Origin of the sequence: Winogradskyella vidalii (assembly GCF_013403955.1) — a bacterium.
Taxonomy (GTDB): Bacteria; Bacteroidota; Bacteroidia; order Flavobacteriales; family Flavobacteriaceae; genus Winogradskyella; species Winogradskyella vidalii.
This window is the reverse complement of the sequence record NZ_JABFDG010000001.1, coordinates 646449-661965: the sequence shown is the minus strand read 5'-3', so window position 1 is coordinate 661965 and position 15517 is coordinate 646449. Positions and strand designations below refer to the sequence as shown.

General features: G+C 33.4%; 15 protein-coding genes. 9 read left to right on the top strand and 6 right to left on the bottom strand.

Annotated elements, in window-relative coordinates; all coding sequences use genetic code 11:
• The first annotated feature begins 245 nt into the window (after positions 1–245).
• Both gpmI and HM982_RS02580 read left to right on the top strand, forming a co-directional pair.
• Entirely contained in the window at positions 246–1763 is a 1518-nt protein-coding gene (gene gpmI / locus HM982_RS02585; RefSeq protein ID WP_179351556.1) for a 2,3-bisphosphoglycerate-independent phosphoglycerate mutase, read from the top strand.
• Between the two features lie 150 nt (positions 1764–1913).
• Positions 1914–2312, top strand: a complete 399-nt coding sequence (locus HM982_RS02580) for a BT0820 family HAD-type phosphatase (RefSeq protein WP_179351555.1) — start codon at positions 1914–1916, stop codon at positions 2310–2312.
• Between the two features lie 9 nt (positions 2313–2321).
• Here the strand turns inward: HM982_RS02580 and HM982_RS02575 are convergent, their stop codons facing one another.
• Positions 2322–3590, bottom strand: a complete 1269-nt coding sequence (locus HM982_RS02575; protein ID WP_179351554.1) for an acetyl-CoA hydrolase/transferase family protein — start codon at positions 3588–3590, stop codon at positions 2322–2324.
• 252 nt (positions 3591–3842) lie between these two features.
• On the opposite strand from HM982_RS02575, the gene map reads away from it, so the two are divergent.
• From map to HM982_RS02550, 5 genes are all read left to right on the top strand, one after another.
• On the top strand, positions 3843–4661 hold the full coding sequence (map, locus tag HM982_RS02570; RefSeq protein ID WP_179351553.1) for a type I methionyl aminopeptidase: 819 nt from the start codon (positions 3843–3845) through the stop codon (positions 4659–4661).
• 11 nt (positions 4662–4672) lie between these two features.
• The gene (locus HM982_RS02565; protein ID WP_317167415.1) at positions 4673–5446 is read left to right on the top strand and encodes a DUF3050 domain-containing protein; all 774 of its coding nucleotides are present in this window, start codon (positions 4673–4675) and stop codon (positions 5444–5446) included.
• 126 nt (positions 5447–5572) lie between these two features.
• Entirely contained in the window at positions 5573–5953 is a 381-nt protein-coding gene (locus HM982_RS02560) for a GxxExxY protein (protein ID WP_179351551.1), read from the top strand.
• A gap of 45 nt (positions 5954–5998) precedes the next feature.
• Positions 5999–6781: a class I SAM-dependent methyltransferase gene (locus HM982_RS02555; protein WP_179351550.1), complete on the top strand. Its 783-nt coding sequence runs from the start codon at positions 5999–6001 to the stop codon at positions 6779–6781.
• Positions 6782–6794: 13 nt separating this feature from the next.
• A complete protein-coding gene (locus HM982_RS02550; protein ID WP_179351549.1) occupies positions 6795–7163 on the top strand; it encodes a DUF423 domain-containing protein in 369 nt (122 codons plus the stop codon).
• A gap of 39 nt (positions 7164–7202) precedes the next feature.
• On the opposite strand, the gene HM982_RS02545 is transcribed toward HM982_RS02550, so the two are convergent.
• The 3 genes from HM982_RS02545 to HM982_RS02535 form a co-directional block, all read right to left on the bottom strand.
• Positions 7203–8180, bottom strand: a complete 978-nt coding sequence (locus HM982_RS02545; protein ID WP_179351548.1) for an FAD:protein FMN transferase — start codon at positions 8178–8180, stop codon at positions 7203–7205.
• 124 nt (positions 8181–8304) lie between these two features.
• Entirely contained in the window at positions 8305–8682 is a 378-nt protein-coding gene (locus tag HM982_RS02540; RefSeq protein WP_179351547.1) for a Na(+)-translocating NADH-quinone reductase subunit F, read from the bottom strand.
• Positions 8683–8702: 20 nt separating this feature from the next.
• Positions 8703–9569, bottom strand: coding sequence for a DUF4846 domain-containing protein (locus HM982_RS02535; protein ID WP_179351546.1), 867 nt, complete (start codon positions 9567–9569; stop codon positions 8703–8705).
• Positions 9570–10240: 671 nt separating this feature from the next.
• On the opposite strand from HM982_RS02535, the gene HM982_RS02530 reads away from it, so the two are divergent.
• Together HM982_RS02530 and HM982_RS02525 are read left to right on the top strand one after the other, a co-directional pair.
• Entirely contained in the window at positions 10241–11734 is a 1494-nt protein-coding gene (locus HM982_RS02530) for a PAS domain-containing sensor histidine kinase (protein WP_179351545.1), read from the top strand.
• Positions 11727–12128, top strand: a complete 402-nt coding sequence (locus HM982_RS02525; protein WP_179351544.1) for a response regulator — start codon at positions 11727–11729, stop codon at positions 12126–12128. Before HM982_RS02530 ends, HM982_RS02525 begins: the two co-directional genes overlap by 8 nt.
• Before the next feature lie 125 nt (positions 12129–12253).
• Here HM982_RS02525 and HM982_RS02520 read toward each other — a convergent pair whose 3' ends face one another.
• Positions 12254–13333 carry a hypothetical protein gene (locus HM982_RS02520; RefSeq protein ID WP_179351543.1) on the bottom strand — a complete coding sequence of 360 codons (1080 nt, stop codon included), beginning with the start codon at positions 13331–13333 and terminating at the stop codon, positions 12254–12256.
• Positions 13334–13486: 153 nt separating this feature from the next.
• Complete coding sequence (locus HM982_RS02515) at positions 13487–15322, bottom strand: OmpA family protein (protein ID WP_179351542.1); 1836 nt, start codon at positions 15320–15322, stop codon at positions 13487–13489.
• Positions 15323–15517: the final 195 nt, after the last annotated feature.

Here is a 15517-nt window from a genome sequence, read left to right as displayed (position 1 = left end):
TTAATTGATTGTTGTTTTGTTATACTAAAGAGACGACATAATTCTTAAATTGTTACAGTTATTTTTTTTTATAACATTTCTTTAACGCTCTAAAAACAAATCTGTTAATACTATCCAAAAAACCAGATATTGCTTTATCAGTGGATTACCTAAATTTAAAATAACGTTAACGCTTAAAAATTTTTCAATTATCAGAATTGTGATAAAGTTGTAAGTGTTATCTTTGATATATAAAACATAAACACATGAATAAGAAGGTTATTTTAATGATTTTAGATGGTTGGGGAAAATCTCCTGACCCTAAAGTTTCGGCAATAGACAATGCACAAACTCCATTTATTGACTCTTTATACACGAAGTACCCTAGTGCAAGTTTAAGGACCGACGGTTTACATGTAGGTTTACCAGAAGGTCAGATGGGAAATAGCGAAGTTGGACACATGAATTTAGGTGCTGGTAGAATTGTTTATCAGGACCTTGTAAAAATTAATCTCGCTGTAAAAAATAATACGCTTCGTGAGGAGCCTGTTTTAAAAACAGCTTTTGAGTATGCAAAATCTAATAACAAAAATGTTCACCTACTAGGCTTAGTTAGTGATGGTGGTGTACACTCACATATTAATCATCTTTTTGGCTTACTCGATGCCACACATGATTATGGCTTAGACAATGTTTTTGTTCATGCCTTTACCGATGGTAGAGACGTGGACCCAAAATCTGGATATGGTTTTATTTCAGAATTAGAAGAACATTTAGAAAAAACATCTGGGCAGTTAGCTACCGTAACAGGTCGTTATTACGCTATGGATAGAGACAAACGTTGGGAACGTGTAAAGTATGCTTATGACGCAATGGTTAAAGGCGAAGGCGAAAAAACACAAGACGTCATAAAATCTATTAAAAATAATTACGCTGAAGATATTACAGATGAATTTATAAAGCCTTTAATTGTTACAGACAGTAATAACCAGCCTGTAACAACAATTAAAGAAGACGATGTTGTTATCTTTTTCAATTTTAGAACCGACAGAGGAAGACAGTTAACTGAAGCCTTATCGCAACGTGATTTCCACGAACAAAACATGCATAAATTGAACCTTTACTACGTTACCATAACAAATTATGATGATAGTTTTAAAGGCATGAAAGTTGTTTTTAATAAAGATAATCTTTCTGAAACTTTAGGTGAAATTTTAGAGAAACACAACAGAAAACAAATCCGAATTGCTGAAACTGAGAAATATCCTCATGTTACATTTTTCTTTTCGGGTGGCCAAGAAAAACCTTTTGAAGGTGAAACTAGAATCTTAAGAAACTCACCAAAAGTAGCTACTTACGATTTAAAACCAGAAATGAGTGCTTATGAATTGCGTGACGCTTTAGTTCCTGAGTTAGAAAAAGAAGAGGTCGATTTTGTTTGTCTAAATTTCGCTAATGGCGATATGGTTGGTCATACTGGTGTTATGGAAGCTGCTATACAAGCTTGTGAGCATGTAGACAAATGTGTTACTGATGTGGTCTCAACAGCATTAGACCATGGCTACACAACGCTTCTAATTGCCGATCACGGAAACTGTGAAACTATGATCAATCCAGACGGTACTCCAAATACGGCTCACACTACAAATCCGGTACCAATTATTTTAATTGACAACGAATTAAAAACAATTAAAGACGGAATTTTAGGAGATGTAGCCCCTACAATTTTAAAACTTATAGGTCTACCACAACCTAAAGCAATGACCCAAGAAAGCCTTGTATAATCACAAGTCTTAATAAATAAAGTCCAAAACATATCGTTTCTTTTTAGCTTTAATTAACCTAAAAAGAAACGATTTTTTGACATTAGTCCTTTTTTCAAGTTGGTGTAAATTTCTTATTGTTGTAATTTTACCATTCAATTGACAAATCGCATGAATTTTCAAAACAGATTAATAATAGCCGTAGATTTTGATGGTACCATCGTAGAAGATGCTTATCCTAAGATTGGAAAAACACGCATTTTTGCTTTTGAAACACTTAAAAGATTTCAAGAAGATGGGCATCGTTTAATTCTTTGGACATATCGGTGTGGACCTAGACTTCAAGAAGCTGTTGATTTCTGTAAACAAAACGGCATTGAGTTTTATGCTGTAAATGCTAGTTTCCCAGAAGAAAAATTCGATTATAGTAGAAGCCGTAAAATTCATGCCGACCTATTTATAGATGATCGTAATATTGGTGGTATTTTAGGTTGGGGAGAAGTTTATCAAATTGTCACAGATGAAGTTCCTAAAATTCCTCCAACACCAAAAAAGTGGTGGCAATTTTAATGTTTTTTGTTATTTAATTAAATCAAAATACGTTCTATCTATTGACTCTCTGTGGTCTGGGTGTGCAATATCTACCAGAGCTTTCACTCTTTTCCTAATTGTTTTTCCATATAAATTAGCAATACCATACTCTGTAACAACATAGTGTACATGAGCCCTTGTCGTTACAACACCCGCGCCAGGTTTCAGTATAGGCACAATGCGACTAATACCACTTTTAGTAACCGAAGGCAATGCAATAATCGCTTTACCACCTTCACTTAATGAGGCACCTCTTATAAAATCCATTTGACCTCCAACACCAGAATACATATTAGAACCAATAGAATCTGCACAAACTTGCCCCGTAACATCAACTTCAATAGCAGAATTAATAGCCACCATTTTAGGATTTTGTTTTATATACGCTGCATTATTCGTATAATTAGAAGCACGCATTTCTACAAACGGATTATCATCTACATAATCATACAAACGCTTAGACCCCATTAGAAATGTAGAAAGAGCACGCCCACGATTGATCTTTTTATAATTACCGTTAATCACATTACTCATTATTAAATCAATAACGCCATCAGAAAACAACTCGGTGTGTAACCCTAAATCTTTATGGTTATGCAAACGCGATAAAACGGCATTAGGAATAGAGCCAATTCCCATTTGTAACGTACTTCGATCCTCAATTAGGCCAGCAACAAAATCTCCTATTTTACGTTCTATAGGATTAGGCTCTGCCATTGGACAGAGCGGGAGATCATCGTTTACCTCTACAAAAAAATCAATTTCAGAGATATGTATAATCCCAGCTCCATGTGTTCTTGGCATTTGTGGATTTACCTGAGCAATAACCGTCTTTGCATTATCGATTGCTGCCAAAATGGCTTCAACAGAAACGCCTAATGAACAATAACCATGACGGTCCGGAACCGATACATGAATTAACACGACATCGAGTTCTAAAATACGTTGCTGAAAAAGTCGTGGTAACTCACTTAAAAAAACAGGCGTATAGGATCCATTACCCGCTTTTATAGTATGTCTTACATTTTTACCAAGAAAAAAGGAATTAACATGGAAGCTGTCTTTAAATTCAGGATTAGCATAAGGCGCGACACCTTCGGTATGCAACTGACAAATTTCAACATTACGTAATTCTTCATGTCTGGCTGAAAGTGCTTTTACAAGCGTTTGCGGTGCTGCGGCAGCGGCTTGTATATATACGCGATCATTAGACTTTACAACTTTTAAGGCTTCTTCTGCGGTAACAGTTCTATACATAGTGATTCAAATTTCAGTTAGCAAATCTAAGCTAGCAAAGCCAAATAGAAACTGTTTTTTATCATGTTTTGAAGAATTTGAAAACAACAGGTTAAAAACGGCTTTTCTAAGTCGATTTATTACAAAAATAATACTTTTCAGACCTACGCCCTAATGCCTATTTATAGCCTTATAAATAATCCTTATTTTCTTCAGCCTTAATTTCAATCAAGAAATGGGATTACCTATCTTTGTGGCTCAATATTTTGAATCATGATTATAGCAAAAACAGCAGAGGAAATTGAATTGATGCGTCACAGTGCGCTTATCGTATCTAAAACTTTAGGTATGTTAGCCAAAGAAATAAAAGAAGGCGTTACCACCAATCACTTAGATACAATAGCAGAAGAATTTATTAGAGACCATGGTGCTTTGCCAGGTTTCAAAGGACTTTACGACTGTCCTTCAACATTACTTTGTAGTGTAAATGAAGCGGTTGTTCATGGCTTACCTACAGATGTCCCACTAAAAAATGGCGATATTGTTTCTGTAGATTGTGGCTCACTAAAAAATGGTTTTTATGGTGATCATGCTTACACTTTTGAAATAGGAGAAGTTGCTGAGGATACCAAAAAATTAATTCAAGTAACAAAGGAATCACTGTATAAAGGTATTGAACAATTAAAAGTTGGCAATCGCGTAGGTGATGTTGGTTATGCCATTCAGCAACACACCGAAGCAGCAGGTTATGGTGTTGTTAGAGAATTAGTTGGTCATGGATTAGGCCGAAAAATGCACGAAGATCCTAATATGCCTAATTACGGAAAACGTGGCCGTGGCAAAAAGTTTATTGAAGGCATGGTTGTAGCTATTGAACCTATGATCAATTTAGGAACTCATAAAGTAAAACAACTCAGTGATGGCTGGACCATTGTAACTCTTGACGGAAAACCAAGTGTACATTTTGAACACGATGTTGCCATTGTAGATGGAAAACCTGAGATTTTATCGACTTTCGGTTATGTGCATGAGGCCTTAGGAATTACTTCTTCTGATGAAGATGCTTTTAGACAAAATGCTTTAGTTCTTTAAATAATATTATGATGAGCATTGCACACTTAGAAAAAGAATTAACGCGTTTAAGAGCTGAACTCAACAACCATAAGTTATATAGTGCTTTATCTTCAATAGAAGATATAAAAACATTTATGGAGCAACATGTATTTGCGGTTTGGGATTTTATGTCTTTACTAAAAGCGCTTCAAAATCAATTAACCAATACAAAAGTGCCCTGGACGCCTGTTAGAAATCCTTCTACGGCACGTTTTATAAATGAAATTGTACTTGGTGAAGAAAGTGACATTAACGAGTTAGGAGAGCCTAAAAGTCATTACGAAATGTATTTAGATGCCATGCATCAAATTAATGCAAGCACCACGCAAATTGAGAATTTTGTCTGTCATATTCAAAATGGTTTTTCAATAGAAAACACGAGTACTAAAGTTGAATTACATACCGAAACTTTAAAATTCGTAAACTTTACATTTCAAGTGATTGCTACAAAAGAACCACACAAAATAGCTTCAGCCTTTACTTTTGGGCGTGAAGATGTGATTCCGGATATGTTTTTTCAAATTATAAACCAGTCTAAAACTAGCGATAATACCTATAGTAAATTAACCTACTATTTAAAACGTCATATTGAATTAGATGGTGATGAACATGGCCCTTTGTCTTTACAAATGATTGAAGAATTATGTGGTAATGAGGAACAAAAATGGAATGAAGCTTTAGAAGTTGCTAAAGCAGCTTTACAGCATAGAATTGCGCTTTGGGATGGTATTTATGATTTAATTTCTAGTCAGATAGAAGCGTAAATATTATTTTTATTTTCTGAAATAAGTAACGGTATTGTTTCTTACTATCACCAAATAGTTATTTCTCAGAGATACTTAGAGTTTTCACGGAGATTCACGGAGCGTTTTGAGTATAATTTTGACATTATGGTATACGATAAAATTACGGAAAATATTATAGGAGCAGCTATAGAAGTGCATAAAGAACTTGGCCCAGGCCTTTTAGAATCCGCTTATCAGGACTGTTTATTTTATGAATTAAAAGCACTAGGCTATTCAGTTCAAAAAGAAGTTTCAAGACCTATTATTTATAAAGATATCACTTTAGATCACGGTTACAGAATTGATATATTAGTAGAAAACAAAATAGTTATTGAGCTCAAAACAGTTGAAAAATTCACAGATGTACATACTGCTCAAATACTGACTTACATGAAATTAGGAGATTATCCTATTGGACTATTATTCAATTTCAATACTAAACTTTTAAAAAACGGTATAAAACGATTCATAAACACATCTGAGTAAGCACTCCGTGAACCTCTGTGTCTCTCCGTGAATCTCTGCGTAACAATGAAAAAACTCTTCAAAATAATATTAAACACCATTCCAAGACCTTTACTCATAAGGCTTAGTTATGTGGCACGCCCCATTTTAGCCTTCTTTTTAAAAGGTAACACCTATACAGACCCCATTGATGGTAAGAGCTTTAAAACCTTTTTACCTTATGGTTACGGTAATCAACGAAACAATGTTTTATCGCCATCAACCTTAAGTTTGGAACGCCACCGATTATTGTGGTTGTATTTAAAAAATGAAACAGATTTCTTGTCCCGAGATACTGAATCAAGTTCAGCATTAAGCGTCCTCCACTTTGCACCAGAACAATGTTTCTTAAAACGGTTTAGAGGTCTTAAAAATATAGAATATACTACCACAGATTTACTATCACCAATTGCAGATGTGAAAGCAGATATTTGCGATTTGCCTTTTGAAGACAATAGTTATGATGTTATTTTATGTAATCATGTTTTAGAACACATCCCAGATGATACTAAAGCGATGCAAGAATTATACAGAGTGATGAAACCGGGTGGGTATGGTATTTTTCAGATTCCACAAGATTTGAATCGTGAGGAGACTTTTGAAGATGATTCTATAACCGATAGAGAGGAACGCGCTAAGATTTTTGGACAGTATGATCACGTTCGTGTGTATGGTCGTGATTATTTTGACAAGTTGCGTTCTATGGGATTTAAGGTTGAAGAGGTTGACTATACGGCTCAACTTTCAGAAGAAGACATTGAAAAATACTGTTTGGCTAAAGGTGAAATCATTCCTTTGGTTTATAAGTAAAATAATAGATTAAATGACACAACATATTATAATTGCTACCGGTGCTTTATTTGGAATGCTTGCCGTAATCTTTGGTGCTTTTGGTGCCCATGCTTTAAAGAAAATTCTATCTAAAGACCAATTACATAGTTTTGAAGTTGGTGTTAAATATCAGATGTATCACGCCATTGTATTATTAGCTTTAGGTTTTAATACTGAAAATATCACCTCTGCAACTTACTGGTGTTTTACTATTGGAATTATATTATTTTCTTTTAGTATTTACGGATTGATATTATCTAATGCTAAAAGAAAGAAACTTCGGTTTTTAGGCCCAATTACTCCTATTGGAGGCTTATTGTTGGTAATTGGCTGGCTGTTAGTGTTAATAAATGCCTTCTAAAGATAGGGGTTTCGTTTAGGTATTTCTATAATCTAAGAATTACTCCGGAAAGTCATTTAACGACACCGTTTCAAGCTCATTCTTATCATTCTCAAAAATGACAAACACTTTTAATTCTGAGTGACGATATAAAAAATCCGTTACTTTATCAATCCCCATGGTTTGAAACGCTGTGGCATAAGCATCTGCAGTCATACAATCTTCCGCGAGAACAGAAACACTTAAAATATTGGTTTTACTAGGATACCCTGTTTTGGTATTTATAATGTGTGCATAACGATTACCGTTTTCATCAACTTTAAATTTTCGGTAGGTTCCCGAGGTTGCCATCGCTTCATCTTGAAGAGGTATAACTTTAGAATACGATTGTTCACCTTCAAAATTGGGGTCATCAATACCCACTTTCCAAGGCGATTGTTTTTCAAGATTAATCCCTCTTGCACGAATCTCCCCTCCTATTTCAACTAAATAATCGGTAACACCTTTGGCTTCTAAAAACTCACCAAGAACATCTACACCATACCCTTTGGCGATAGCATTAAAATCTAAAAACGACGGACTGCTCTTTACTACCTTACCGTTTTTAAGTCCCATTCTATTAAAACCAACGGATTTCATTAAACTATCAATAGCAGTACTATCTACGTTAGTAATTTTCCCTTCTGGACCAAAATCCCAAGCATTAACAACAGCTCCAATTGTGGGGTCAAAAGCGCCTTCCGTCATTCTATAAATGAGTTTTGCTTTTTCAAAAACACGTGTAAAATGTTTATCTACTAAAACCGCTTCGCCTTTATTAATTCTAGAAATTTTAGATTCAGGAATATAGGTTGACATAGATTCGTTGACCACATTAAATAGGCTATCAAATTGTTTTTTAAAGTTTGTATCATCCTTAGAATGGTATTGAGCACTATATGATGTTCCAAAAACAGGACCAGATAATTTGATATTTTTAGGTTCTTGCTGACAGGAAACAATTAAAAACAGTAATAATAGTAGAGTAAAATGCTTCATAAATAAACGAGGACGTCATTGCGAGGACGAAGGACGTGGCAATCTCATGATTTTTATATTAGATTAAAAGATTGGCACGTCGCAAAAAAGCTCCTCGCAATGACGGTTCAATCAAAGTTTTATTTTAATTCAAATTCATTTCAATAACTTGAATGCCGTTATATTCAATAAGGTATTCTTCATTTAAATAAATAGGCAAATCTTCACCATCAGGATTTCCTAAACCCACACCTGCATATAAGACTTTAGCATCCTTTTCAAAGGCATGTTTTTTGAAGGTCTCCATCCAAACCACATCGTAATTATTTGGGTTATCTGGTAAAATAACGGCCCTTACTACAACAAAATAATACTGACTATTTTTATCAATACAGACAAATTGTGGATGCCGTTTCAACTTTGAATTGATGGCTATAAACTCAAAACCACGAGCTTCGAGGTCTTTACCAACATGGTTCATGGCGAGATTATGAATTTCTTGCGGTGTTAGTGGTTTACTCATAGGACAAAAATACAAACTTGCTATTTAAAACGCACAAACTTTGCACTACTAAACGTATAATTAGACACTGAAATTACAGCATCATCTTTGAGACTATACCAAGGAGAGATTGTAGAATCTTGAAGATTCTTCACTAAATGAACCGATTGCGCAGGGGTATTGCCTTGAAACAAGAGATATAATTTTTCACCATTATCATTAATAATTTCATCAGTAATCATCACAATGTGCCCTGGTGAACCACCTTTAATCAACATATCTCCAATTTTTAAATCTTTTGCTGAAACGGATTCTAATTCATTATAAAGTGATAAAGTTCCAGAATACATATAAATCAAATTCAGATAGTTATAAAAGTTCTCTTTTGAATGGTTTGCACTTGCCGTTTTATGAAAGGACACTTTGTTGCCGTTAATTTTAGGTCTATACCCTTCCGCATAGTTTGTCCACGAACAATAATGCCCAGACGTAAAGTTAAAACCTATTTCGCTTTTTCTATTGTTATCCCATAGGTATTCACTCCGTATTCTAATAAGTGCATCTGCACATTGTTGTAATCCGTTTTTAGGCACCGGAACTTCTAAAATACCAATATGACCGCCTTGCCAGTAATAATTAGTATCATCATAATTAACGATTTTACTCCCAAAAGCTTTTAATTTGTAATGCCTTAGATACTCTTGAAAACTTCCTGTTGTATAATTTACACGTTTGTACCCTTCAAGAACATTAACTCTAGATGTAATCGTTAAACTATCTTTATTAACCAAAATTGGTGTTTCTATACTTGCTTTTACGGTTTCAACCACTTTTTCTATGGGTTTAAACTGAAAAGCTAAAACTGCAAGTGACGTAAGTATTAAAAGGATAACGAAAATTTTCTTCATACTGTAAATAACGCATAAATTATGATACTTCTTATGTTGAGAATTGAATAATAGATCTTTATTACTCGTTGAAAAAGGATGGTTATTATAATTATTAATAAGAAATAATTTAAACACTTTTTTATTTAAATCCTTTCAAAAAATTGATTTCAAACAATTCTAAAATTTCACTATAAAAAATTTCACCGTAGGATGAGAGCTTTAACAATTCAATTAGAAAAAGAAATTAATGATTATTGTACATCAACAAAAACTGTAATCTAAAACTATTTATTGATGAAATTATAGAAAATAATACTTTACTCACAAATACTTTAAACGAAAATTAAAAAATTAAAGGTTATAAAATCTATCCTAATTTTTGCCATACTGCTTTTCAGGCTGCAAAAACAAAAATCTATTACCAAATTCACTTCCATCCCCGTTAGAAGCAACTGGAAAGGAGAAGCTAATGTTCTAACCTGCTATACGTTTAGTAAGGACTCCATAACTTCACTTAAGGTTTTAAATATTGGTGAGACCACCTCTATTTATTTGATTATAGAATATATGAATTAAGAAAAAACCTACATTTATATTTTTTTAATCGTATAAACTTGTACTTTAAACTTTGTTTAAGAAAATTAAAAATTATATTTGCTAAGCAAAATTCAACCATAATCTACAATATCTTGAACAATTCTGAAGTTAAAACCCTTAAAAACAAAAAGGTATCCTTATTCGATTTTATCCAGAAACAAGCGGCTATTGGTACTTGGGAATACGATATTAAACTAAAAACAGTCCAATGGAGTTCTCAAACAAAATTAATTCATGAAGTTCCATTAGATTATGAACCAACAGTTGAGTTGGGTCTTTCATTCTACAGAAAGGGCGATAGTTTAAATACCATTTCTGAAGCATTTACAAATTGCATAGAGAAGCACACTGATTACGATGTTGAAATTCAAATTATAACTGCGACCGGAAAATATAAATGGGTAAGAGCCATAGGTACAGCTATAATTGAAAATAATGAATGTGTTAAAGTACAAGGCTTATTCCAAGATATTGATGAAAAAACAAAAAACTCTAAAGCATTAGCTTTTAAAGAGCGACAACTGAGTAGAACATTTGAAACGGCCTTAGTTGGTATGGCCATAATAGATTTGAAAGGGAATTGGATTGATGTTAACAAAAGCTTCTGTAATACGTTTGGTTACACTAAAGCGGAAATACAATCACTAACTTTTATGGATGTTACGCATCCTGATGATTTAGAGCAAGATTATAAAGCCATGAAGGCAATGTTGAATGGTAAAGTTGACCATTTTGAGGTAGAAAAGCGCTATCTAAATAAAAAAAGAGAAACAATATGGACACAATTATTTGTTTCAATTGTTAGAAATAGCAGTGGAGAAGCGCGACATTTTGTAGCTCAAATCAATGACCTTACTGAAATAAAGAAAAGTAATCACAAAGTTTCTCAATTATTAGCCACAACAGAAAATCAAAACAAACGCTTATTAAATTTTGCACACATTGTTTCTCACAATCTAAGATCTCATTATGGTAATCTCGATATGTTATTAGATATCGTTAAAATGGACTTACCTGAAACTACAGAAAATGAAATTTTTCCTTTAGTTGAACAAGCTGTGAGTCATCTTGGTGAAACTGTAGCAAATTTAAATGAAGTTGCGGCCATAAATATCCAAAAAGATTTAAAGACTGAACCGATAAATTTATTAAAGCATTTTAACACTGCTTTTTCTAGTATTTCTGCACTAATATTGGAATCTAAAACTGAAATCACAGTTGATATAGACCCTAAAATAGTTGTCAAAGGGGTTCCTGCTTATTTAGATAGTATTCTATTGAATTTTTTAACTAATGCTATTAAATATAAAAAGCCAAATGAGCCTGCTAAAATTGACATAAATACGAATCGTGATAAAGAATTTGTTGTTTTAGAAATCAAAGATTATGGTCAAGGTATTGATTTAAAAAAATACGGCGACAAGTTATTTGGCATGTATAAAACATTCCATAAACACGAAGATTCTCGAGGCATAGGCTTATTTATAACAAAAAATCAAGTAGAAGCCATTGGTGGCAAAATTGAGGTTGAGAGTAAAGTTAATGAAGGTACAACATTTTATATCCACTTAAAAACATATGAATAAAATTGATATTGCTTGTATTATAGATGATAACCCTATTTTTATTTTTGGGGCTAAACGAATGATGGAATTATCTAATTTCTGTAATTCATTTATGGTATTTAAAAATGGACAAGAAGCCATTAATAATTTAAAAGTTTTAATGAGTTCTGGGGAATCTATTCCTGAAATTATATTATTAGATATTAACATGCCCATAATGGATGGTTGGCAGTTTTTAGATGAGTTTACTACAATAGAGTCTCATAAATTGATTACTATTTACATTGTAAGTTCTTCTATTGACCCTGTAGACATGAATCGGGCTAAGCATTATGAAAATGTATCTAATTATATTATAAAACCTATTTCGCTTGAAACATTAAACACCTTACTAAAAGAGGTTACTCAGGAATAAGACAACCTTAGCCATAAAAGCTTAATTATATTTATAAAAAAAGAGACTGCCTACCAAGACAGTCTCTTTTTTACTTATAATATATTTACGTAAGGTTCTAATTCAAAATCATCCTTTTTAAGATATTAGTTGGTTAAACAAAAATTATCAAAGCCCAAATACATTTTTCCATAGGCATCAAAAGGCAAGTGCGAATTTGTAACCATAATATGATTGATGCCGTTTGTTGGGAATGTTAATAAACTAGTATCTATTGTAAATGTCGCCGTTTGCCAAGCATTGGTTGTCGTAGATGTAATCACAACCTCACCCAAAAACACCGTGTTAGCCGCTCCAAATAAATCTAAATTAGTAGGAGTTGAAATTCCTGTAGGACTAGCAGGTAACGGATTTGCAATAGGATGATATACACCATAAACACCAACTTTTACATCGTTTGAGGCTCCACAAGATTCACTCATATTAGCATAATCAAAAGATAAGGTATAAGTCCCAGAACTTTGATTAATTGTGGTTGTTAACTCGTTAAACATCCCCTCTCTAAAACCTGGACCACCATTAGGATTCGTTGAGTTTTCTATCCACATCCCTGCAAAAACGCCTGAGGAAGGTGTAGGTGCCGCAAAACATCCTGCTCCAAAGTTAGTGGTAGTATTATCAAAAAGATCGGCAAGACTTCCCGTTTGCCATAAGGCTTTCCAATGCGTCGCTAAGTCAATATCTTCATCTATTCGGGTGTTTGGATCTCCTGTTATTGTTTCAAAATCACCATTTTGAATAAATCCAGGACAAGAAGTAATAACTGGTGCATTAGGCATACATTCACAATTGTCATCTATAGTTCCATCATTAAAACCATCACCATTTGTGTCACATGCATCTCCAAAATTAAGTTGTAAATCTTCACATTCAAATTCGACAGTCTCTGTTAGACATTCACATTCATCTGTAACAGTACCGTCTAGATTGCCATCACCATTGGAATCACAGGCGTCACCAAAGCTAAGCTGCTGCTCTTCGCAGTCAAATTCTATACTTTCAGTAATACACTCACAAAAATCATTAACGATTCCATCGGTATTACCATCGCCATCAGCATCACAAGCATCACCAATATTTAGTTCTAAATCGGCACAATCGTTAATCATATCTTGATCATAAGCACAAATTTCATCGTCACTACAAGACGTGAATACTACTAACATGAAAACACAAATCAATTTAACAGTGTTATTCAATAAGTTTAAGTTTTCTGGGTATCTATATAAATTTTTCATTTTTATTTAATTTAAATCAAGGCAGCAACTAACAACTGCCTTGATTGGGTTAATGATTAATAGCTAATTATTATTTTAGTATTAAAAGCAAATGACTTTAAATTCTGTTCTTCGGTTTACACGATGTTCATCATCTGTACATGGTACATTGTTAGCACATTTTTCATTTTTTAGTTCTGTTTCACCAGCTCCTCTTGCTATTAAACGGTCTTTAGAAATGCCTTGACTAGCAATATAAGTGACTGTTGCATCAGCACGACGCTGAGAGAGTTTACGGTTATATTCATCAGAACCTTGACTATCGGTATGCGAAGACATTTCCACTTGTATGTTTGGGTTATCTTGCATAAGTTTTACAATACGCTCTAAATCTGGAATTGAAGCTGGTAAGATTTCTGATTTATCTAAATCGAAATTAATATTATCTAGTTTTATTGCTTTTCCACAAGGGTCAATACACATTTCAAAGTCAATAAACAGGCCTTTATCTCTATTGTAATCGCTTGTTGACACTTCAACTTCATTAGAGTAATAACCGTCTTTTTTACCATTTAAGGTATAAGTTGAAGCTTGTTTTAAGCGAAACATAAAATTACCTTCGTTATCCGATAAAGTGTGCTTTTCTAAAGCATCTATCTTATCGGTAAGTCCAATATCTACAGCTTGCAATCCAATTTCCTCATTACATTCTACCACATTACCTTTAAGAATAAAGTGTTCATCGCCATAGTAAATAACCTTTTGGATGCTTTCCCCCTCCTTTTTGCAAGCCATAAATTCATCCTTCGTAATGCTTTCACTTTCTAAATCAATGTCGTATAGTTTTCCGTTAATAACATAATCACCTTCTAGTACATCACTAAAAACTACAACACCAAAAGCATTGGTTGTACCACTTTCAATAACATTGCCTTCTAAATCTTTTAAAACAATGGCTGTATTAGCGAGTATTTCATCTGAAAACTTATCTTTCGCTGTAATTGTTATGCCACAACCACAAGTCGCACAACAATGCGGAAAATGATCTTCTTGACAAACTGGACACACATTTTCTTTTTCTTTAGGCGTCTTATTTTTTATGAACTTGTAAGTGATGCCTGCAAATGCTCCCACTGAAGATATATCACAATCACAAGGCTCACTTCTTGTAAACGCTTCTCCATCAAAAGTGTTTAGTGGTTCTTCAGTCATACCAGTAGCCGTAGTAAGTGGCTGATATAATGCAGAAACACCGGACTCATTTAATTCTGTTACACCAAAATGTTGCATGTAGTAAGCACCTACATTAATCCCCAGTTTTTTAGTTATAAAGTATGTGAATCTTAATTGCCCTTTTACAGTCAAAACGTTGGAGTCCCTATAACCAGCATGAAAATTTAATGGAAAGGTGTTAGAAGCCGTTGAGGTCCCTTCTAAAAGTGTTCTACCGCCCTTAATAGATGCTAATCCTACACGTGTATTAAGTTCTGCTATAAACTTACCAGAAGGTGTTCGGTATTGAAAATTTGGACCAATACCATAAAACATACGGGTGACTTTATCTTCATTTAAATTAAATGAATTAATAGCCGTAGTTAAGTCCGGTTCAAAAAGATTTTCAGTTGGATAAACGTTTTCTGGTTGATTAATGATGTAATCAAAGTCGGCACCTACGCCAAACCAATTCCAATAATAATCTAATGATAGTCCTAAGTCTAAGCCACCATTATAATCTATATAAGGCGTATTATTTTTGTACGTAGGAAAATCATAACCTACTCTTGGACTTAATTGAAAATAATTTCTATCTAATGCCTCTTCTTGGACAGTATCGGCAATTGTTTCAATATCTCTCAATACATTATCTTGAGCAAAAGCTGAAGAGCAAATATTGATTAATACAAATAGCATGGTAATAAGTTTTAATGAATTCTTCATTGCAAATTGTGTTTTGAGTTATATTATTTAACCTTACATACACAAGCATTCAAAATTGTTACCCTAAACAGAAAAAAAATAAAAGAACATCAACAAAAATGAAATCTAAATAGACACATTAAAGTTGAGACAGAAAGTTTCACAGTGATTATTTCATGAATAGATTAATTAGAAACACATTTGAAAAACAATAAA